We start from the raw sequence: 21,004 nt of genomic DNA, 5'->3' as shown, positions 1-21,004 counted from the left end.
CGGCCGGTTCCTGGTCCGTGCGCCGGAACGCTCGTCGCGTGTCCTGGTGCCATCTCGCTGCACGGGGGGAAGGACGTGGGCCGGTGGCGCAGTGGTTCCACCCCGGGCGTGAACATTCCGAGGCGCGCCCCCGGCTGCCCGCCGCCCCGGCGCCGAACGGCGGAACGGCGGGGCGACGGGCAAACAGGCAGACGGGCAGGCGGGACTACCGGCAGGGCGCCGAGGTCGGCACCGCGCCGAACACGTTGTCGGCCGGCGGGGTGGCGGGCACCACCGTGGGCGACGGGCTCGGGCTCGCACCGGCCTTGGCGCCGCCGCGGGCCGGCGGGGCCGGCGTGGGCGCCGGCGGCGTGGCCAGGGCGGTCGGGATGTGCGGGGCGGTCGGGCAGGCCGTCCGGCTGGCCGGGGCGCCCGCGTCCACCGGGACGGCGGTCGGCCGGATGCCGCAGCCGGAGGCGAGCGCGAGCAGCAGCAGGGCGCCGGCGGTGCGGCGCAGGGCGGTGCGGGTGGGGGCGGTCACGTGGCGTCCTTGTCCTGGGCGGCGTCGCCGACGGGGCCGTCACCGGTGTCGCCCTCGTTCGGCGGAGGCGGCGGGGCCAGCGGCAGCGTCAGCGTGAACACCGCCCCGACCTCCCCGTTCGCCGCCGTGATCGTGCCCCCGTGGATCTGTGCGTTGGCCATCGCGATCGACAGCCCCAGGCCGCTGCCCTCCGAGCGGGCCCGTCCCCGGTCCGCCTTGTAGAACCGGTCGAAGACGTGCGGCAGCACGTCCTCGGGGATGCCCGGGCCGCTGTCGGAGACCTCGATGACGACCGAGCCCGCGGTCTGCCGGACCTTGACCCGCACCGGGGAGCCGCCGTGCTTGAGCGCGTTGCCGATCAGGTTGGCGAAGACCACGTCGAGCCGGCGCGGGTCGACGACGGCCAGGATGCCGCGCGGGGCGTCCAGTTCGACGGCGTCGTACCAGGCCCGGCCGTCGATGCAGGACATGATCAGGTCGGCCATGTCCACCTCGTCGGCGACCAGCTTGGCGGTTCCGGCGTCGAAGCGGGTCACCTCCATCAGGTTCTCCACCAGGTCGGACAGCCGCCGCGTCTCGCTGACCACGAGCCGTACGGCCGGTGCGATCATCGGGTCCAGCGACTCGGCCTCGTCCTCCAGGATGTCGGTGACGGCGGTCATCGCGGTCAGCGGCGTGCGCAGCTCGTGCGACATGTCGGCGACGAACCGCCGGCTCTGCGCCTCGCGCGCGCTCAACTCCTCGACCTGCTCGTGCAGCGACTCCGCGGCCCGGTTGAACGTCCGCGCCAGGTCCGCGAGTTCGTCCCCGCCCTCGACCTCCAGCCGGGTGTCCAGGTGTCCCTCGCCGAGCCGTCGGGCGGCGTCGCCGAGCCGCTTGACCGGCCGCAGCACGGTCGACGAGGCCGCCTGGGCGAGCAGCGCCGAGCCGATCAGCGCGAGCAGCGTGGCGATGGCCAGTGACCAGCCCAGCGTGTTGAGGTCCTTGCGCTCGTTCTCCAGCGACTTGAACATGTACGCCGTCGGGCCGGTCGGCACCACCTTGGTGCCGCCGATCAGGAACGGCTGGCCCGCCAGGTTCTGCCGCTGCCAGTACAGGTGGTACGGGTACGGGTTGCTCTCGGTGACCTCGCGCTGCCTGGCGACGGTGGACTGGAGCGCCGCCGGGACGTCGGCCAGCGTGAACTGCCCCGGGTCGGAGGAGGCCGTGCACTCCGGGTGCGCCGGGTCGGCCACCACCACGTCGTAACTCAGTCCGGAGCTGGCGACGGTGGACGCGAGCGTGGTCAGGTCCGGGCAGCTCGCGTTCAGCGGCAGCTCGGAGACGTTGCGGCTGAGCGAGACCCGGAAGTCGTTGAGCGCGTTGTCCTGGGCTCGCTTGAGCACCGCGTCGCGGTTGAGCCAGTAGGCGATGCCGGAGGCCGAGACGGCGGCGAGCAGCGCGACCGCCGCGAACACCGCGATCAGCCGTACGCGCAGGGAACGCAGCCTGCGCCACGGGCCCGCGGCGAAGCGGCGGGCCGTCGTCTGATGATCAGTCACAAGAGCCTGTCGTCGTACGGAAGTTCAGGGAGTTCAGGAATTTCGGGCAACCCAGGCGGGTCAACAGGGCGGCAACCAGCAGGGCGGCAACCAGGAGGACGGGAAGCGGGAGGGCGGGAAGCAGGAGGACGGCGAACAGGGGAACGGGGGAGGCGCTCAGGCCGGCGGGTCCAGCCGGTAGCCCACGCCGCGGACGGTGCGGATCAGGGTCGGCGCGGACGGGACGTCCTCGACCTTCGCCCGCAGCCGCTGCACGCAGGCGTCCACCAGGCGGGAGTCGCCCAGGTAGTCGTGCTCCCAGACCAGCCGCAGCAGCTGCTGGCGGGAGAGCGCCTGGCCGGGGCGGCGGCTGAGCTCCAGGAGCAGCCGCAGCTCGGTCGGGGTGAGCTGGAGGTCCTGCCCGTCCTTGGTGACGGTCATCGCCGCCCGGTCGATCACCACGGTGCCGTACGCGGAGGAGTCGGAGCTCTCCCGCTCGCCGCGCCGCAGCACGGCCCGGATCCGGGCGTCCAGCACCCGTGGCTGCACCGGCTTGACCACGTAGTCGTCGGCGCCGGACTCCAGGCCGACCACCACGTCGATGTCATCCGAACGGGCGGTCAGCAGGATGATCGGCAGCTGGTCGGTGCGGCGGATGCGGCGGCAGACCTCGAAGCCGTCGATTCCGGGCAGCATGACGTCCAGCACGATCAGGTCGGGCCGCTGCTCCTTGAAGAGCCTCAGACCGTCCTCGCCGGAGGCGGCGGTGGCCACGCGGTGGCCCTGGCGGGTGAGGGCGAGTTCGAGGCCGGTCCGGATGGCGTCGTCGTCCTCGATCAGAAGGAGGAAAGGCACGGCCCCATTTTGGCCCACTCGAAGCGTCGAATCACCCCCAGGACCGGTCACCGCCCGTACGGGAACCGGAAGGAGCACTACCGGCGTCCGGTACGGAGGGAGGCGGACCGGGACGAAAGGCCCGCCCCTGTGACACCCCTGTGACAGTCGGCGGACAGCGCCATCACAACCGGCGGGCAAGATTTTCCATGTCGCCGCAGGACAGCGGGCCAACCCGGCCGGCTGGAAGGCGGCAACAGGAACCGCTCGTACCGACCCAGGGGGCGCACGATGAACGCCATGCTTCAGACCCGGACCAACCCGGCTGTCCGCACCGCGCGTTCGTCAGCCACCGCCCCGCGGACCCGGTACGAGGTCAGGACCGACGAGAACTCCGGTGCCGTGACCGTACGGGGGTGCGCGCACAGCACCGGTGGAAACCCTGTCGCCCGCCGGGTGAGCGGCGGCGCAAGGACGGGGGAGCTGTACGGGATCGGCCGGGTGGGGAACGCGGCCGACTCCGGCAACACCCTCACGCTGCGGGGGATCCTCCCCGTCCGCGTCGAGGGCAAGGACGCTCCGGCGGGGAACCGGGGCGTCGGCGGGAACGGCCTGCGGACGGTCGGCTCGGGGGAGTCGGCCGGCCGCGAGGCCGCCGGTGCGACGCTGCTGCAGCTGAACCCTGCGGCGGCCCGCACCACCGAGGCGGGACGGGCGGACGCGCAGGGCGAGCACCCGGCCGTCGCGGAGGACCACATCACGGAGTTCACCGCGTACGTGCGGGAGCGCCGCGCCTCCCTCTACGCCACGGCGTACCACCTCACCGGCGACCGCTACGAGGCCGAGGACCTGCTGCAGAGCGCGCTCTTCAGCACCTACCGGGCCTGGGGCCGGATCACCGACAAGGCCGCGGTCGGCGGGTACCTCCGCCGGACCATGACCAACCTGCACATCTCCGCCTGGCGGCGCCGCAAGGTCAACGAGTACCCGACCGAGGAGCTGCCGGAGACGGCCGGCGACACCGACGCGATGGGCGGCACCGAGCTGCGCACCGTGCTCTGGCAGGCGCTGGCGAAGCTTCCGGAGAACCAGCGCACCATGCTGGTGCTGCGGTACTACGAGGGCAAGACCGACCCGGAGATCGCCGACGTGCTGGGGATCAGCGTCGGCACGGTCAAGAGCAGCATCTGGCGGGCGCTGCGCCGGCTGCGCGAGGACGAGCACCTGAACAAGTCGGGCGACACCGTCCGGGCGTTCGGCGAGCTGGTCGCCTGACGCGGACGCGGGTGACGCGAAGGAGTGGAACTCCCGTCGGGGGACGGGTAGCGAACGGTCGCGGTGCGTGGACGCCGGCTCGGGGGAGCGACGAACACGGGGAGCCCGACGGCCGTTCGGGGAAGGCGACGGGCCCGGTGCGGGGGAGACGCACCGGGCCCGTCGTTCTTCGTGTCTTCGTTCCGCGTCGAGCCCTCGTCCGGAGACGGCCCACCCGAACGGAGCAGGCTCCGACGGAGCACGGCCCGGCCGGATGACGGCCCAACCGGATGACGGCTCAGACGGAGGACAGCTCCCGCCGCCCGGCCGCGGCGCGGATCCGGCGCTCGGCCTCGGCCCCGGCGCACGGGTGGGAGCCCAGGGTGACCTGCCGCCCGACGATGGACCGCTCGGCGCGCATCAGCCGCCAGCCGCGGCGCAGCAGCACCGGCAGCGACTTGCGGCCCTCCCGGACGTCCCGGCGCAGCCGGCGCCAGGCCGTGGTGAGCGCGCCGTTGCGCAGGCACAGGGCATCGCCGAGCAGGCCCTCGGCGGCGCACTCGGCGGTGATCTCGGCGGCGAAGATGCCCTCGGCGATGAACGCGGGGGCGCCGTCCAGGTCCAGGGCGCGGGTGGCGATCCGGCCGTTGTCCGGGATCGAGTACACCGGGACGTCGGCGCGGCCGGTCTCGTACAGGCTGCGGATCGCGGCGACGGCCTGGTCGCGGTGCCAGGCGAGCGGGGAGTCCCAGTCGACCGCGCCGTCGGGCAGCAGCGGCAGGGTGGGGTCGTCCCCGTCCTTGTAGAAGTCGTCCAGTTGCAGGACCGGCAGCCCGCTGCGCTCGGCGAGCGAGGACTTCCCGGAGCCGGAGGGGCCGGACAGCAGGACGACCCGGGCGTGGGTCGTCGGCACAGGATTCAGCGGGTCGTCACTCACGGGACACCAGTCTGACGCATCCGGGCCCGATGCCGAAACCCGCTGGATCACACCTTCTGCGAGCTCCGGGGACCGGCGAGCCGGAGGACGGCGTCGAAACGGCACGGAAGGTCGGAACGGCACGGAAAGGCGACGGACCCGCGCCAGGGGGGGAGAGGCGCGGGTCCGTCCAATGACCGTCCGGGCCCTGGGGGGGAGAGGGCACTGGGGACGGCCAGTCTGTGGAGTTGTTACTCGGTGGTCGACGGGGCGGTCAGATCCCCATCGGGTGCCAGACCGTCTTCGTCTCCAGGAACGAGAGTAGCCGGTCGGTACCGGGCGCATTGGTCCAGTCCTGGGCGAACGGGTCCAGCTCCGGACGGACCACCCTCTTCAGGGTATCCGCGGCGGCCGCTTCCAGCGCCTGCGCCGCGCCGGGGCCGTCGGCGGCGATCGCGCCGGTGAGGTCCACGGCGTTGACGTCCTGGTGCGAGGCCAGGGTGGGCGCGATGTCGGCGGTCCTGCCCGAGATGATGTTGACCACGCCGCCGGGGACGTCCGAGGTGGCGAGCACCTCGCCCAGCGACAGGGCCGGCAGCGGGGCGTCCGCGGCGGCCGCGACCACGACCGTGTTGCCGGTGGCGATCGCCGGGGCGATCACCGAGACCAGGCCGAGCAGCGAGTGCCCGTACCCGGCCTGCGGGGCGACGATCCCGACCACGCCGGTCGGCTCCGGGGTGGAGAGGTTGAAGAAGGGGCCGGCGACCGGGTTGGCGCCGCCCGCGATCTGGGCGACCTTGTCCGTCCAGCCCGCGTACCAGATCCAGCGGTCGATCGCGGCGTCCACCAGCGCGGCGGCCTTCTTCGGGCCGATGCCCTCGGCGGCGGAGACCTCGGCGGCGAACTGCTCGCGGCGGCCCTGCAGCATCTCGGCCACCCGGTACAGCACCTGGCCGCGGTTGTACGCGGTGGTGCCGGCCCAGCCCTTGACCGCCGCGCGGGCGGCCAGGACGGCGTCGCGGGCGTCCTTGCGGGTGCCCAGCGGGGCGTTGGCGAGCCACTGGCCCTTGGCGTCCGTCACCTCGTACACCCGCCCGCTCTCGGAGCGCGGGAACTTCCCGCCGACGTACAGCTTGTAGGTCTTGAAGACGTCAAGACGCGTGGCGACATCAGACATCGAGGTAGGCCTCCAGACCGTGGCGGCCACCCTCGCGGCCGTAACCCGACTCCTTGTAGCCGCCGAACGGCGAGGTCGGGTCGAACTTGTTGAAGGTGTTGGCCCAGACCACGCCGGCCTTGAGCCGGCTCGCCGTCCACAGGATGCGCGAGCCCTTCTCCGTCCAGATGCCGGCGGAGAGGCCGTACGGGGTGTTGTTGGCCTTCGCGACCGCCTCGTCGGGGGTGCGGAAGGTCAGCACCGACAGGACCGGGCCGAAGATCTCCTCCTGGGCGATCCGGTGGGCCTGGCTGACGCCGGTGAACAGGGTCGGCTTGAACCAGAAGCCGGTGCCCGGGAGTTCGCACTCGGGCGACCAGCGGTCCGCGCCCTCGGCCTCGCCGGCGTCGGTCAGCTCGGTGATCCGGGCCAGCTGGGCGGCCGAGTTGATGGCGCCGATGTCGGTGTTCTTGTCCAGCGGGTCGCCGACCCGCAGGGTGGACATCCGGCGCTTCAGGGCGTCCAGCAGCTCGTCCTGGATCGACTCCTGGACCAGCAGGCGCGAGCCCGCGCAGCAGACGTGGCCCTGGTTGAAGAAGATGCCGTTGACGATGCCCTCGACCGCCTGGTCGATCGGCGCGTCGTCGAAGACGATGTTCGCGGCCTTGCCGCCCAGCTCCAGCGACAGCTTCTTGCGGCTGCCGGCCAGCTGCCGGGCGATCGCCTTGCCGACCGGGGTGGAGCCGGTGAAGGCGACCTTGTTGACGTCCGGGTGCGCGGTGAGCGCGGCGCCGGTGCGGCCGTCGCCGGTGACGATGTTGACGACGCCCTTCGGCAGACCGGCCTGGCGGCAGATCTCGGCGAAGCGCAGGGCCGTCAGCGGGGTGGTCTCGGCCGGCTTGAGGACGACGGTGTTGCCGGTCGCCAGGGCGGGCGCGATCTTCCACGCCAGCATCATCAGCGGGAAGTTCCACGGGATGACCTGGCCGGCCACGCCCAGCGGGCGCGGGTTCGGGCCGAAGCCCGCGTAGTCCAGCTTGTCCGCCCAGCCGGCGTAGTAGAAGAACCACGCGGCGACGGTCGGGATGTCGAAGTCGCGGGTCTCGCGGATCGGCTTGCCGTTGTCGATCGACTCCAGCACGGCCAGCTCGCGGCTGCGCTCCTGGATGATCCGGGCGATCCGGAACAGGTACTTGCCGCGCTCGCTGCCCGGCAGCGCCGACCAGTCGGCGAAGGCCTTGCGGGCGGCGGCGACCGCGCGGTCCACGTCCTCGTCGGTGCCCTGGGCGAACTCGGCGAGCACCTGCTCGGTGGCCGGGTTGACCGTCTTCAGGGCCTCGCTGCCGGAGGAGTCGACGAACTCGCCGCCGATGAAGTGGCCGTAGGAGGTGGCGATGTCGCCCGCGGCGGCGGGGGACTCGGGGGCCGGGGCGTAGGCGAAGAGGCCGGAGGCCTTCGCGGGCTCCTCGATGTTCTTCTTCTTGGCCATGGTGATCAGTCCACCGTCACGTAGTCGGGGCCGGAGTAGCGTCCGGTGGTGAGCTTCTGGCGCTGCATCAGCAGGTCGTTGAGCAGGCTGGAGGCACCGAAGCGGAACCAGTGCGGGCTCAGCCAGTCGTCGCCGAGGGTCTCGTTGACCATCACCAGGTACTTCATCGCGTCCTTGGTGGTCTTGATCCCACCGGCGGGCTTCACGCCGACCTGGACGCCGGTCTGCGCCTTGAAGTCGCGGACCGCCTCCAGCATCAGCAGGGTGACCGGCGGGGTCGCGTTGACGGCGACCTTGCCGGTGGAGGTCTTGATGAAGTCGGCGCCGGCCAGCATCGCCAGCCAGGAGACGCGGCGCACGTTGTCGTACGTCTGCAGCTCGCCGGTCTCGAAGATCACCTTGAGGTGGGCGCTGGTGCCGTCCGGGCGCTTGCACGCCTCCTTGACGGCGACGATCTCGTTGAAGACGTCGTAGTAGCGGCCGGAGAGGAAGGCTCCCCGGTCGATCACCATGTCGATCTCGTCGGCGCCCGCGGCGACCGCGTCGGCGGTGTCGGCGAGCTTCACCGGGAGGGCGGCGCGGCCGGCCGGGAAGGCGGTGGCCACCGAGGCGACCTGGATGTCGGTGCCCCGCAGGGCGTCCTTCGCGGTGGCGACCATGTCCGGGTAGACGCAGATGGCGGCGACGCGGGGGGTGGTCGGGTCGGTCGGGTCGGGGGTCCTGCCCTTGGCGCACAGGGCGCGCACCTTGCCGACCGTGTCCGCGCCTTCCAGCGTGGTCAGGTCGATCATCGAGATCGCCAGGTCGATGGCGTAGGCCTTCGCCGTGGTCTTGATCGAGCGGGTACCGAGGGTGGCGGCACGCGCCTCAAGGCCGACCTGGTCGACGCCGGGCAGGCCGTGCAGGAAGCGGCGGAGCGAGGCCTCGGACGCCGCAACGTCCTGAAGGCCGCTGCCCGCAACGCCGAGGGCATTGGCTGCAACAGTGGACATAGTCACCAGAGCAGCATATCTACGCGCGTAGTCGACCGCTAGGGGCCCTGCCTTTCGTGGCCGGACCGAGACCTCGGAGACGGCGGAGGGGTGGCAGGGGGCGTGTACGGCCGGGCCGCGCGGTGACCGGCGACCGGGTGGTCCGGGGGTGGCATTCGATGCCGGACCGAGACCTCTCGGTGAGGGGCATGGGGCAGAATCGACGGCATGACCGATTCCGACGGCAAGCCCCGCCAGGGTTCCGCCGCCCCCGACGGGGATCCCGCGTACGCGGACCGCGTGTACCGCTCTGTCCCCGGTGTGATCTCCGGAGTGCTGCTGCTGGCCGTCGCCGGCTGGTTGATCGGCGACGCGGTGCTGAACGGGACGGGGAAGACGCCGTACGTCTCGCTCGCGGCGGTGCCGCTGTTCGCCTTCCCGGTGATCGCCTACACGCTGCGCCCGGCGGTGCTGGCGGACCGCAGCCGGCTGCTGGTGCGCAACCCGTGGCGGACCATCACCGCGCCGTGGGCCTCGGTGGACGCGCTGCGCGCGGGGTACTCGGTCGAGCTGCTGGCCGGGGGCAAGAAGTACCAGGTGTGGGCGGTGCCGGTGTCGCTGCGGCAGCGCAAGCGGGCGACCCGGGCCCAGCAGCGCGGCGGCGCCGAGCACGCCTCCCGGATGGGGATGGTGTTCGGCCGCCAGACCAACCCGGTGGTGCAGGGCTCGCCCGACCCGACCCGCGCCTGGTCCGACCAGGTGACCAACGTGCTCCAGGAGATGGCCGAGCGCAACGCCCGCCGCCCCGACGCGGCCGGCCCGGTCGAGGTGGCGTGGTGCTGGTGGGTGATCGCGCCGACGCTGGCCGGCCTGGCCGCGCTGATCACGGTGATCGCGGTCTGAGCCGGAGCACGCGAGGGGCCCGCCGGTACGCGACCGGCGGGCCCCTTCTCGTACGGGCGGGCGTCAGACGGCGATGCCCGCGGCCTCGGCCAGGTCGCGCTTGATCGCTTCGAGCAGCTCGGCGGCCCGCTCGCGGGTGGCGCCGAGGTCGGCGGCGGTGGCGACCGGGAGGACGACCTCCAGGTAGCACTTGAGCTTGGGCTCGGTGCCGGACGGGCGGACCACGATGCGGGCCGAGCGGACGGCCTCGCCAGCCAGGTAGTAGCGCAGGCCGTCGGTGGGCGGCAGCTCGGCGGAGCCGGCCGACAGGTCGTCCGCGCGGGTGACCCGGAGGCCGGCCAGGACGGTCGGCGGCTGCTCGCGCAGCCGGCGCATGGCGTCGGCGATCAGCGAGAGGTCCTGGACGCGGACGGACAGCTGGTCGGTGGCGTGCAGGCCGTGCTCCAGCGCCAGGTCGTCCAGCAGGTCGGTCAGGGTGCGGCCGGACGTCTTGAGGGTGGCGGCCAGTTCGGCGACCAGCAGGGCGGCGGTGATGCCGTCCTTGTCCCGGACGCCCTGCGGGTCGACGCAGTAGCCGAGCGCCTCCTCGTAGCCGTAGCGCAGGCCCTCGGCGCGGGAGAGCCACTTGAAGCCGGTCAGCGTCTCGGCGTAGCCCAGGCCGGCGGCCTCGGCGATCCGGCCCAGCAGGGTGGCGGAGACGATGGTGGTGGCGAAGACGCCCTCGGCCTTCTTGGCGACCAGGGCCGCGCCGAGCAGCGCGCCGACCTCGTCGCCGCGCAGCATCCGCCAGCCGGAGGTGCCGTTGCCGCTGCCGGCCGCGTTGGCGAGGGCCGGGACGGCCACCGCGCAGCGGTCGGCGTCCGGGTCGTTGGCGATCACGATGTCGGGGCCGACCGAGGCGGCGGTGCGGAAGGCGAGGTCCATCGCCCCCGGCTCCTCCGGGTTGGGGAAGGCCACGGTCGGGAAGTCCGGGTCGGGCTCGGCCTGCTCGGCGACGACGGTGGGCGCCGGGAAGCCGGCCCGGCGGAAGGCGGCGACCAGGGTGTCGCGGCCGACGCCGTGCATCGGGGTGTAGACGACGTCGAGGTTGCGCGGGCTGTGCTCGTCGACGATCGAGACGGCCCGGGCCAGGTAGGCCTCGATGACGTCCTCGCCGAGCACCTCCCAGCCGTCCTCGGCGCGCGGGACGTCGTGGAGCGAGTCGATCGCGTCGATCTCGGCGGCGATCCCGGCGTCGGCCGGCGGGACGATCTGCGAGCCGTCGCCCAGGTAGACCTTGTAGCCGTTGTCCTGCGGCGGGTTGTGGCTGGCGGTCACGGTGACGCCGGCGGCCGCGCCCAGGTGGCGGACGGCGAAGGCGAGCACCGGGGTCGGCAGCGGGCGCGGCAGCAGCGCGGCGCGCAGGCCGGCGCCGACCACCACGGCGGCGGTGTCCCGGGCGAAGTCGTAGGACTTGTGGCGGGCGTCGTAGCCGATCACGACCAGGTCGCCCAGGTTCTGCTGCTTGACGTAGGCGACCAGGCCGGCGGCGGCCCGGATCACCACGGCGCGGTTCATCCGCATCGGGCCCGCGCCCAGTTCGCCGCGCAGGCCGGCGGTGCCGAACTGGAGCCGGTCGGCGAAGCGCTCGGCGAGGTCCGCCCAGGCGAGCTTGCCGTCCGTCTCGGCCGCCGGGTCCTCGGCCCGGGCGAGCAGGGCCGTCAGCTCCTCGCGGGTCTGCGGGTCGGGGTCCTCGGCCAGCCAGGTTCGGGCCCGGGCGAGGAGGTCGGTGGTGGTTGCCTGCGTCATGGCTGCCTGCTCCATCGGGAAGTGCGTCGGTTGGTAGGCCGGAGGGTTCCGCAAAGAAGGGGGGTGCACATGCGGACGGGGCCCGCGGGGCGTGATCAACGGATCACGGCCGCCCGAGGGCCCCGTCGCTCATGATTGTGCGCCAGCCGGGCGTCAGATCCGCTCAAGGACCTTCGCGAGCAGCTCGCCCATGCGCTCGGCGGAGGCCTTGCCGGCCTCCAGCACCTCGGCGTGGTTGAGCGGCTCGCCGGTGATGCCGGCGGCCAGGTTGGTGACCAGCGAGATGCCGAGCACCTCGGAGCCGGCCTCGCGGGCGGCGATGGCCTCCAGGGTGGTGGACATGCCGACCAGCTCGCCACCGATCACCCGGGCCATGTTGACCTCGGCCGGGGTCTCGTAGTGCGGGCCGCGGAACTGGACGTAGACGGCCTCGTCCAGGCTCGGGTCGACCTCGCGGCAGAGCGCGCGCAGGCGCTTGGAGTACAGGTCGGTGAGGTCGACGAAGTTGGCGCCGACGATCGGGGAGTCCGCGGTCAGGTTGATGTGGTCGCTGATCAGGACCGGCTGGCCGGGGACCCAGCCCTCGCGCAGACCGCCGCAGCCGTTGGTCAGCACGATGATGCCGCAGCCGGCCGCGGCGGCGGTGCGCACGCCGTGGACGACGGTGGCCACGCCGTGGCCCTCGTAGTAGTGGTTGCGGCCGAGGAAGATCAGGGCGCGCTTGTCGCCGATCTTCACCGAGCGGATCGTGCCGGCGTGGCCGGCGACGGCGGGGGCGGGGAAGCCCGGGAGCTCGGTGACCGGGAACTCGGCCACGGTCTCGCCCAGGGCGTCGGCGGCCGGCACCCAGCCGGAGCCCATCACCAGGGCGACGTCGTGCCGCTCGGCACCGGTCAGCTCGCGCAGGCGCTCGGCGGCGGCCTGGGCGGCGGCGTAGGGGTCGGCGGAGACGACCGACTGAGGAGATGCGTTCACGGCTCCGAGGATAGACGGGTTTCGGCTACGCGCGTAGAAAATCCGGCGCGGCATGCCGGATCGTTACCCGGTTGACCCGAAAGCACAGCTCGGTGGCGCTTTTCGGGTGACGCCGCTCGTCGGTACGTACAAATCGGTGCGAGGCCGGCGCGCGGTCGGTGCGGGCCGGGAGCCGGGCCCCGGTTCAGAGCCGTTTCGCGCTGCGCAGCCCCTTCGCGTACAGGCCGTTGTCGTCCAGTCGCGCGGTGCCGCCCTTGTCGCCGAAGGTCGGGCCGTCCGCCTCCTCCCGGCTGGAGATGTACCGGGGGTGGCCGTCGGTGTCCAGGCCCAGGTAGATGCCGGTGTGGTCGAGCCGGGCGCCGGTGCGGGCGTCGATCTCGAAGAACACCAGGTCGCCGGGCTGGAGCGGGTCGATCGAGGCCGGTCGCAGGGTGGTGTCGGAGCCCGGCGCGGTGGTCAGCGGCAGCACCGGGACGCCCGGGCCGACCCGGGCCAGGCCGTTGGCGCTGCGCGGCAGGCCGGGGCCGGCCACGTCCTTGGAGAGCAGCGGGTAGCCGGAGCGGTAGCCGTAGACCATCCGGACGTACCCGGAGCAGTCGAAGGCGCCGTACCGCGTCCTGTCCGGCTGCTTGGCCACCTTGTCGGCGAACGTGTACGGAACGCCGAGGTAGTCGAGGAAGTCGGTCTGCTCCAGCCGCAGGTCGTTGCCCACCGAACCGTTCGGGTTGAGCGGGCCGAAGGAGGCGTCGCCCTTGAACCGCACGCCCTTGGCGTCCTTCTCCGGCGCCGCGCCGGCCAGGTACTGGGTGGCCACCGCCAGCACGTCGTCCGCGGTGGAGCCGAGCGACTGCTGGAACCAGGTGCGGAACCAGCCCTCCTGCTCGGCGCCCGGCCGCCACGGCTGCGGCATCAGCCGGACCCAGGTGTCGGTCACCACGGTGGCCGTGGTGGTGCCCGGCTCGGCGAAGGTGCGGCTCGGGCCGGCCAGGACGGCGGTGCGGGCGCTGTCGGTCAGGGTGGCGACCACGCCGCCGCGGGCGTCCCGGACCACCGTGCGGTCGGGTCCGCCCAGCCGCTCGTAGCGGTACTCGGCGGCGGTGCCCTGGGCGGGGCCGGGCACGGCGGTGGTGGTGATCAGCGGTGCGCCGCCGCCCTGGTCCGACGGCCGGTCGTGGCCGCGGTCGCGCAGCTGGACGGTGAGGTAGCCGCTGGCGGCCAGCAGGGCCACGGCGAGGCCGCCGCTGAGCAGGGACTTGCGGGTGACGGGCATCGGGGTCTTCCTGAGGGGATTCCGGGCGGGGGTTCCCGAACGGGGGGATCAGGTGCCGGGCAGGGCGCCGAGCAGGACGCCGGCGGTGAGCACCACGTAGTTGGCGAGCGTCACCGTGCTGGTGGCCATCAGGGTGGCCGCCCGGGGCTGGCGGACCAGCTGGTAGGCGATCAGGCCGGGGACGATGAACCCGAGCGTCTGGTTGGCGTACAGGGTGGGCAGTTCGCGCTGGAGGACCAGCATCACGGTGGCCTGCAGCAGCACGCCGATCAGCACCACGGCGGCGAACAGCCGCTTGCCGTACAGGATCACCAGCTTCTGGACGACCCGGGTGGCGAGGTAGGTCAGCACCGTCACGCCGATCACGATGGCCACCCGCTGGAGGTCCTCGACCAGGGTGAGGGCCAGCCAGCCGGGGGTGATCATGCCGCCGGGGGAGAGGTTGGTGGTCAGGTAGCAGACGAGCGAGAAGACCAGGCCGAGCGCGATGCCGATGGCGGCGATCTCGGGGGTGAGCTCGGTGGGGATCACTGCTGGTCTCCGTGGTGGGGGGTGTGGTGGTGGGGCTCGAACCAGGAGTCGGGGAGCGGTTCGGGGTGGTGGACGGGCCGGTACGCGGAGTCGTAGACCGGCTCGGGGTAGAGCGGTTCGGGCTCGTGGTACGGGAGTTCGGGGGCGTCGGGCGCGTCCGGGGCCTCGTCGGGGGCGAGCCGGGCCAGCTCCTCCAGGAACAGTTCACCCTGGCCGTGGATGTTGCCGACGGCCACCAGCGAGGAGTCCGGCCCGAGTTCGGCCAGCAGGTCGGCGGTGAGCCGGGCCGGGTCGCGCTTGTCGCCGCCGAGGTCGACCACCCGGCCGGACCACCCGGCCGGGATGCCGTCCCGGGCGCTCCTGGTGGGGTGGCCGATCAGGAACACGGCGTCCGGGTCGAGGTCGGGCACGATCTGGCCCATCTGGCCGTTGCGCTCCACCCGGTCCGGGCGGCAGTTGATCACCACGTTGAGCGGGCGGTGGATCGCGCCCAGGCCCTCCAGCTGGCGGACGTTCATCAGCGTGGACTCGGGGTCGTTGGCGGCGAAGACGTTGGCGAAGCGCAGCCGCTTGCCGTCCTCGGTGCGGTAGCGCTCGACCGACAGCACGCCCGGGTCCGGCGGGGCCGCCCACATGCCGCGCAGCGCGGTCCGCCGCTCAACGCCGAGGAGTTCGGCGACGGCCAGGGCGATCGCCACGTTCTCCTTGAAGGTGAACCAGCTGAACCCGCGCAGCTCCTCGTCGGTGACCGACTCCGGGTCCACCACGATCAGTTCGCAGTCGCGCCGGGCCGCCTCCGCGCGCAGGATGTGCGCGCGCTCCTGCTCGGCGGTGACGCACACCCCGCCGACCGGCATCGAGCGGGACAGCGAGCGGGCGACGTCGTCCAGGGTCGGGCCCATCTCGGCGAGGTGGTCCTCGCGGACGTTGCACAGCACGCCGATGGTGGAGCGGATCAGCTTGGTCTGGTTGACCTCCTGGAGCGCCGGCATGACGGCCATGCACTCGATCACCAGGGCGTCCGGCCGGTAGGTGGCGGCGCGGCGGACGATGCCGATCTGCTCGACCACGTTGGCGATGCCGAACTTGCGGTAGACCGGCTCCTCGGTGGCGTCCGGGTGGATGAACCGGGCCGCCGTGCCGGTGGTCTTGGCGACCGTCACCAGGCCGCCGCCGCGCAGCGCGCCCGCGCAGAGCCGGGTGATCGAGCTCTTGCCGCGGATGCCGTTGACCAGCACCCGGGTCGGGATCTGTTCCAGCGCGGCGAAGTGCCGGCGCTGCTCGACGATGCCGGCCACCAGCAGCACGGCGCAGCACACCAGCAGCACGACGTAGAGGAAGAGCACGGGAGGTCCTTCGGGCGGGGCTCAGCGGGCGTGCGCGGGCACGGGGGCGGACTCGGGGGCGGCGGTGCGGCGGGGGCGGGCCGGCTCCTGGCGGACCAGTTCCTGGCGGATCAGTTCCAGGCTCCGGGCGACGGCGCCGACCTCGTCGTGGTGGACGGGGTAGAGCACCGTCCGGCGGTCCCCGGCGGCCAGCGCCTCGGCGCTCGCCGCGAGCCGGCGCAGCGGCAGGCCGACCGCGATGAACAGCCAGCCGAGGCAGAGCGCGGCCGCGGCCAGGCCGAGCATGCCGGCCAGCACGGTCCGCCGGTCGGCCCGGTTCTCGTCCAGGTGCAGCCACGCCACCGGGTGGGCGGTGACTACCGACCAGCCCAGCTTGGCCACGCTGCCGTTGCCGCCGAGCGGGGCGGCGGCGAACACCGACGGGTCGCCGCCGCCGCGCAGCACCTCGGCGGCGGCCGACTTCTTCGCCTGGGCCAGCAGGGCCCTGGCGCGGCCCTCGGGCAGCTCGCCGAAGGAGCTGTAGCCCTCGTTGGCGGCGAGCACCCGCTGCCGGTCGTCGACCAGCCAGACCCGGCCGAGGCCGGGGCGGACCAGCAGCCCGCTGAGGAAGTCCGTCTTGAACTCGCCGATCAGTACGGGCCCCGGCGGCTCGGCGGCGCCCTCCGCCTCCGCGTCGGCGGGGGCGGCGGTGAGGGCCGCGCGGGCGGCGATCCGGGGCTCCCGGCCGGAACTGTTGAGCAGCAGCACGCCGCTCGCGCCGAGGGCCTGCGGGCCGGTGCGGTGCGGGGTGTCGCCGGCGCGCGCGAGGACCTCGCCGTTCGCGCCGAGGACGTACAGCGCGCGGTAGCGGTCGTGCTCGGCGAGGGTGGCGCGCAGCAGGGCGTCGGCCTTGCCGACGGAGGCGCCGGCGAGTTCGGGGGCGAGCGAACGCAGGTCCGCGTAGCCCTCGTTGAGTGCCTGGCGGATCCGGTCGGCGGCGGTGTCGGTGCGGTCGCGCTGGCCCGCCACCACCTGGGTGGGGACCCGTACGGTCGGGTCGTTGCCGCCAAGGAACAGCAGCGGGCCGGACCAGCCGAGCACCAGGACGGCGCACAGCGCCAGCGGCAGCGCGGTGCCGGGGCGGCGCTTCGGCGCGGCGGGGGCCGGCGGGCGGGCCGGGTCGAGGAGTTGCAGCCGCAGCTCCTCCAGGGCGCGGGCGATCCGGCCGGCCTCCCTCCGTTTCGGGCCGCGGACCGGGACGTCGAGCCGTTCGCCGCGGGTGAGCCGGCGGGACTCCAGGAACAGCCGCAGCAGCGGCCGCTGGAGGCTGCGGCTCAGGTACCACGCGAGCAGCAGGGCCAGGGCGAGCAGCGCGCCGGCGGCGGCCAGGCCGAGCGCGGGGTGGCGCAGGCTGCCGGGCTTGCCGTCGACGGTGCTGGTGGAGACCACGGTCAGGCCGAGCGGGGCGGCCAGGTCGTGCCCGCCCGCGGTGCCGACGGCGGCGTAGCCGGCGACCCGGCGCACGCCCTTGGCGTCCGGGCTGCCGGACAGGCTGCCGGCGGCCGTCCCGCCGGGGGCCGGGCGTTCGCGGGCGGCGCGCTCCCGGGCACCGGTGACCACGGCGCGGTCGGCCTCGGCGCCGAGTTCGGCGCCGGTGCTGTCCAGGACGGCGCCGGCGGCGTCGAGGACCTGGATGGTCTGTTCCTTGCGGGTCGCGATGCCGGGCAGCCGCAGGTTGTCGGAGGCGACCAGCAGGGCGCGGCCGTCGGCCTTGGTGGCGACCAGGGCGAAGGTGAGCAGCCGGGTGCCGGTGGTGGAGGGCACCAGGACGGGCGCGGGCGCGGTGTCGGTGACCCGGCTGAGGTCGAGGCCGGCCAGCGGCACCGTCTCGCCGCGGGCGGCGAGCAGCCGGCCGGTGTCGGGGCGGACCACCGCCGTGCCGCGCCACTTGTGGTACGCCTGGCCGAGCGCGGACAGCACCGCGGCCGGCTCGGCGGGCGCGGCGTCGTAGCGGGCGGCGGCCCGGCGCAGGTCGGTGGCGCTCTCGTGCAGTCCGGCGCGCAGCGAGGCCGCGGTGTCCTGGGCGGCGTACTGGTGGGACTCCCGGACGGCCTGCGGGGTGTCGTCGACGCGCAGCCCGCCGACGGCGAGCGCGGTGATGGCGGCGACGGCGAGCAGCAGCACCAGCAGCAGCGCGATGGGCGGGCGGATGCCTCCCAGCAGCGGCATGTCGGCCCGGCGGCGATAGCGGTGCTGCCGCGGCGGGTTGGGTGCCGTGCTCACGGGGCCTCGTTCTTCTCGGGGCTCGGCGTACCTGTCCCCGGGAGGTCCGCCGGCCTTCTCGTCGGGTCAAACGCTGATCAAGAGTTGGTCAAGCCGGAACAGCGTACGAAGGAGATTTCGAAAAGTTGTCACGTTCCGGTGTCGATCGGATGCCGCTTAGGGATCTCTTTCCGCGGACCGGGCGTGGTGCACGGCCCCGGGCGGCCCCCGGTGGTCCGCGGCGGGCGGCACGGTAGGTTCGACGGCCATGGAGACTCGGGGTTCGCGACGCCCGTTGCCGCTGGCGGCGGCGGTGCTGCTGGTGTTGGCGGCGCTCGCGGCGGTGCTGACGCTGGCCGTGCGCGGATCCGATGGGCGGCCGTCGGCGGCGGGCACCGCGGCGGGCCGGAGCGGACCGACCGGGCCCGCCCCGGTGGACCTGGCGGCCCTGGTCGACGGGTACACCGCCGGGTTCACCCCGGGCGGCCCGTACACCGTGCCGGACGCCGGGCAGCGCCGGGCGATCGCCGACGGCGTGCTCGGCGCGCTGGACGGGCAGGCCGAGCAGGCCGGGCGCTCGCTGGCGCGGGTCGGCTACCGGCTCACCGAGTTCACCGAGGCGGCGACCGGCCGCCGGGTGGCGGAGATCGCCGACGGCGCGGACGCCGGGGGCCGCGGCTGGGGCCGGGTCTACCTGGACCTCTCGGCCCGGGCGGGCTGGTCCGTGCAGGTGCCCCACCCGGTCTCGGACGCCCGCACCGAGGCGCTCGGGGTGGACCTCTTCCGGGCCGAGCCGGGCGGGGTGCTGGTGCTCGCCGGGGCGCACCGCCGGGCCGGGGCGGACGGCGCCTCGGACGTCGCGCACCGCGCCGACACGGTCTTCGCGGCGGTGGTCGAGGCGCTCACCGGGCGCGGCCTGCCCGGCATCCAGGTGCACGGCTTCGACGAGGGCAGCCTGCCCGGGCAGGACGCGGTGGTCTCCAGCGGCGCCGGCCAGCCGGGCCCGGCCGCCGAGCTGACCGCCGCCGGGCTGGGCCGGGCCGGGTACGCGGCCTGCCGGGCCTGGCGGGAGAAGTGCGGGCAGCTCGGGGGCACCACCAACGTCGAGGGCCGGTTCGCGGCCGGGCTCGGCGTGCCGTGGCTGCACGTCGAGCTGGGCAACGGGCTGCGCACCGAGCCGGCCCGCCGCGCGGTGGTGGCCGGGGTGCTGGCGCAGACGGCCCGCGGCTGGGCCGCGGGCCAGGGCTAGCGGGCCCGCGGGCCCGCGGGGCCAAGGGGCTAGCAGGGGCGGCGGCGCAGGTCCATCACGTAGTCGTGCGGGGCGCCGGCGCTCTCCGCGGCGTCGGCGACCAGGCCGAGGTAGCGGGCCGCGGGCAGGCCGCCCTCGTAGTCGTTGAGCACGTACGTCCAGACCGGGGTGTCGCCGTCCAGGGTCTGCGCACGCAGTTTGATCTTGCGGTAGATGCCGAGCTGGACGCCCTCCCAGCGGTCCAGGCCCTCCTCGTCCATCGGCGCGACGTCGTACAGCGAGACGAAGACCTGGTCCTTGCCGTCCTCGACGACGGTGGCCAACGAGCCCTCCCAGCCGAGCTGTTCACCGCCGAAGGTGAGCCGCCAGCCGTCCAGCCACCCGGTGCCGCGCAGGGGTGAGTGCGGGGCGCGGCGGGTCATCTGCCGTGCATCGAGGTTGGTGGCATACGCGGCGTAAAGGGGCATGGGGGGAAGACTAGCCCGGCCGATGGACGGTCCGTGGCGACTGGGCGATCGCACAGAAGCCCGGACCCCGGCGTGGCGGCGCTCCCGGCGTGCGGGACAATGGTGCACGTGACTCGGATCGTGATCATCGGTGGCGGACCCGGCGGCTACGAGGCTGCGCTGGTGGCCGCGCAGCTCGGCGCGGAGGTGACCGTCGTCGACCGCGACGGTCTGGGCGGATCGGCGGTGCTCACCGACTGCGTGCCGTCGAAGACCCTGATCGCGACCGCGGAGGTGATGACCACCTTCGACAGCTCGTACGAGGAGCTGGGCATCACCGTCGCGCAGGACGAGGCCGCGGACGCGGCCAAGGTCATCGGCGTGGACCTGGGCAAGGTCAACCGCCGTGTGAAGCGACTGGCGATCGCGCAGTCCCACGACATCACCCAGTCGGTCACCCGGGCCGGGGTCACCGTGCTGCGCGGCCGCGGCCGGCTCGGCGGCGGCGGACAGGCGGTGGACGGCTCCCGCGAGGTGCTGGTGGACGCGCCGGACGGCACCGTCCAGTCGCTGCGCGCCGACGCGGTGCTGATCGCCACCGGCGCCCACCCCCGCGAGCTGCCGGACGCCCAGCCGGACGGCGAGCGGATCCTCACCTGGACCCAGGTGTACGACCTGGAGGAGCTGCCCCGCGAGCTGATCGTGGTCGGCTCCGGCGTGACCGGCGCCGAGTTCGCGGGTGCCTACCAGGCGCTCGGCTCCAAGGTGACCCTGGTCTCCAGCCGTGACCGGGTGCTGCCGGGCGAGGACCCGGACGCCGCCGAGGTGCTGGAGGACGTCTTCCGCCGCCGCGGCATGAACGTGATGGGCCGCTCGCGCGCCGAGAGCGTCAAGCGGATCGGCGACCGGGTCGAGGTGGCCCTCGCCGACGGCAAGGTGATCGAGGGCTCGCACTGCCTGATGGCGGTCGGCTCGATCCCCAACACCGCGGAGATGGGCCTGGAGGAGGCCGGGGTCAAGCTCAACGACTGGGGCCAGATCCAGGTCGACCGGGTCTCCCGCACCAGCGCCCCGGGCGTCTACGCGGCCGGCGACTGCACCGGCGTCTTCATGCTCGCCTCGGTGGCGGCCATGCAGGGCCGGATCGCGATGTACCACGCGCTCGGCGACGCGGTGCAGCCGCTGAACCTGAAGACCGTCGCCTCCAACGTCTTCACCGACCCGGAGATCGCCACCGTCGGCTACACCGCGGCCGACGTGCAGTGCGGCAAGATGGACGCGGTCGTGGTCAAGCTGCCGCTGCGCGGCAACCCGCGGGCGAAGATGCAGGGCATCCGGGACGGCTTCGTGAAGCTGTTCTGCCGCCCGGGCACCGGCATCGTGGTGGGCGGCGTGGTCGTCGCCCCGCGGGCCAGCGAGCTCATCCACCCGATCGCGCTCGCGGTGGACGCCAATCTGACCGTCGAACAGGTGGCCAGCGCCTTCACCGTCTACCCGTCGGTCTCCGGCTCGACCGCCGAGGCCGCCCGGCAGCTGCACATCCGCAAGCGGGTCGAGGGCGAATCCTGAACCTCCGGCGCACAGTTGAGGGCGGC

18 protein-coding genes are annotated in these 21,004 nt (G+C 73.8%); 4 read left to right on the top strand and 14 right to left on the bottom strand.

The annotated features are described in order from the left end of the window. Positions 1–205: 205 nt before the first annotated feature. From ACFVTF_RS31290 to ACFVTF_RS31280, 3 genes are all read right to left on the bottom strand, one after another. Positions 206–520 carry a hypothetical protein gene (locus tag ACFVTF_RS31290; RefSeq protein WP_387817603.1) on the bottom strand — a complete coding sequence of 105 codons (315 nt, stop codon included), beginning with the start codon at positions 518–520 and terminating at the stop codon, positions 206–208. Continuing rightward, the gene (locus ACFVTF_RS31285; RefSeq protein ID WP_387817602.1) at positions 517–2,061 is read right to left on the bottom strand and encodes an ATP-binding protein; all 1,545 of its coding nucleotides are present in this window, start codon (positions 2,059–2,061) and stop codon (positions 517–519) included. Before ACFVTF_RS31285 ends, ACFVTF_RS31290 begins: the two co-directional genes overlap by 4 nt. Positions 2,062–2,217: 156 nt before the next feature. Further along, entirely contained in the window at positions 2,218–2,895 is a 678-nt protein-coding gene (locus ACFVTF_RS31280; protein WP_063349065.1) for a response regulator transcription factor, read from the bottom strand. A gap of 591 nt (positions 2,896–3,486) precedes the next feature. Here ACFVTF_RS31280 and ACFVTF_RS31275 point away from each other — a divergent pair. Further along, positions 3,487–4,149 (top strand): SigE family RNA polymerase sigma factor, encoded by a 663-nt coding sequence (locus ACFVTF_RS31275; protein ID WP_107453068.1) that lies wholly within the window; start codon positions 3,487–3,489, stop codon positions 4,147–4,149. Between the two features lie 277 nt (positions 4,150–4,426). Here ACFVTF_RS31275 and ACFVTF_RS31270 read toward each other — a convergent pair whose 3' ends face one another. The 4 genes from ACFVTF_RS31270 to deoC all read right to left on the bottom strand — a co-directional run bounded on the left by ACFVTF_RS31270 (position 4,427) and on the right by deoC (position 8,681). Continuing rightward, positions 4,427–5,050 carry an ATP-binding protein gene (locus tag ACFVTF_RS31270; protein WP_387817634.1) on the bottom strand — a complete coding sequence of 208 codons (624 nt, stop codon included), beginning with the start codon at positions 5,048–5,050 and terminating at the stop codon, positions 4,427–4,429. A 268-nt stretch (positions 5,051–5,318) separates the two neighbouring features. Beyond that, positions 5,319–6,221 (bottom strand): aldehyde dehydrogenase family protein, encoded by a 903-nt coding sequence (locus ACFVTF_RS31265; protein WP_350877287.1) that lies wholly within the window; start codon positions 6,219–6,221, stop codon positions 5,319–5,321. Further along, positions 6,214–7,689, bottom strand: coding sequence for an aldehyde dehydrogenase family protein (locus tag ACFVTF_RS31260; protein WP_363369190.1), 1,476 nt, complete (start codon positions 7,687–7,689; stop codon positions 6,214–6,216). The genes ACFVTF_RS31265 and ACFVTF_RS31260 overlap by 8 nt, the downstream gene beginning before the upstream one ends. 5 nt (positions 7,690–7,694) lie before the next feature. Continuing rightward, entirely contained in the window at positions 7,695–8,681 is a 987-nt protein-coding gene (gene deoC / locus ACFVTF_RS31255) for a deoxyribose-phosphate aldolase (RefSeq protein ID WP_350877291.1), read from the bottom strand. A 207-nt stretch (positions 8,682–8,888) separates the two neighbouring features. On the opposite strand from deoC, the gene ACFVTF_RS31250 reads away from it, so the two are divergent. Beyond that, a complete protein-coding gene (locus ACFVTF_RS31250; protein WP_387817601.1) occupies positions 8,889–9,563 on the top strand; it encodes a PH domain-containing protein in 675 nt (224 codons plus the stop codon). 63 nt (positions 9,564–9,626) lie between these two features. Here the strand turns inward: ACFVTF_RS31250 and ACFVTF_RS31245 are convergent, their stop codons facing one another. From ACFVTF_RS31245 to ACFVTF_RS31220, 6 genes are all read right to left on the bottom strand, one after another. Then, a complete protein-coding gene (locus ACFVTF_RS31245) occupies positions 9,627–11,351 on the bottom strand; it encodes a phospho-sugar mutase (RefSeq protein ID WP_387817600.1) in 1,725 nt (574 codons plus the stop codon). Between the two features lie 153 nt (positions 11,352–11,504). Then, positions 11,505–12,326, bottom strand: a complete 822-nt coding sequence (locus ACFVTF_RS31240; protein WP_350877297.1) for a purine-nucleoside phosphorylase — start codon at positions 12,324–12,326, stop codon at positions 11,505–11,507. Positions 12,327–12,510: 184 nt separating this feature from the next. After that, positions 12,511–13,596: an NlpC/P60 family protein gene (locus ACFVTF_RS31235; RefSeq protein ID WP_387817599.1), complete on the bottom strand. Its 1,086-nt coding sequence runs from the start codon at positions 13,594–13,596 to the stop codon at positions 12,511–12,513. 48 nt (positions 13,597–13,644) lie between these two features. Next, positions 13,645–14,127 (bottom strand): poly-gamma-glutamate biosynthesis protein PgsC/CapC, encoded by a 483-nt coding sequence (locus ACFVTF_RS31230; RefSeq protein WP_063349074.1) that lies wholly within the window; start codon positions 14,125–14,127, stop codon positions 13,645–13,647. Further along, a complete protein-coding gene (pgsB, locus tag ACFVTF_RS31225) occupies positions 14,124–15,473 on the bottom strand; it encodes a poly-gamma-glutamate synthase PgsB (protein WP_371518521.1) in 1,350 nt (449 codons plus the stop codon). The genes ACFVTF_RS31230 and pgsB overlap by 4 nt, the downstream gene beginning before the upstream one ends. 21 nt (positions 15,474–15,494) lie before the next feature. Continuing rightward, positions 15,495–17,735 (bottom strand): HAMP domain-containing protein, encoded by a 2,241-nt coding sequence (locus tag ACFVTF_RS31220; protein ID WP_387817598.1) that lies wholly within the window; start codon positions 17,733–17,735, stop codon positions 15,495–15,497. 247 nt (positions 17,736–17,982) lie between these two features. Here ACFVTF_RS31220 and ACFVTF_RS31215 point away from each other — a divergent pair, with 247 nt between their 5' ends. Then, complete coding sequence (locus ACFVTF_RS31215; RefSeq protein ID WP_371518524.1) at positions 17,983–18,963, top strand: hypothetical protein; 981 nt, start codon at positions 17,983–17,985, stop codon at positions 18,961–18,963. Positions 18,964–18,992: 29 nt separating this feature from the next. On the opposite strand, the gene ACFVTF_RS31210 is transcribed toward ACFVTF_RS31215, so the two are convergent. Further along, a complete protein-coding gene (locus tag ACFVTF_RS31210) occupies positions 18,993–19,430 on the bottom strand; it encodes a gamma-glutamylcyclotransferase (protein WP_063349076.1) in 438 nt (145 codons plus the stop codon). Between the two features lie 99 nt (positions 19,431–19,529). Here ACFVTF_RS31210 and ACFVTF_RS31205 point away from each other — a divergent pair, with 99 nt between their 5' ends. Next, a complete protein-coding gene (locus ACFVTF_RS31205; RefSeq protein WP_387817597.1) occupies positions 19,530–20,978 on the top strand; it encodes an NAD(P)H-quinone dehydrogenase in 1,449 nt (482 codons plus the stop codon). The last annotated feature ends 26 nt before the right edge of the window (positions 20,979–21,004 follow it).

Origin of the sequence: Kitasatospora sp. NPDC057940, assembly GCF_042887425.1 — a bacterium.
GTDB lineage: Bacteria > Actinomycetota > Actinomycetes > Streptomycetales > Streptomycetaceae > Kitasatospora.
The sequence above is the reverse complement of the archived record's forward strand: the minus strand, read 5'-3'. Positions and strand labels throughout refer to the sequence as shown.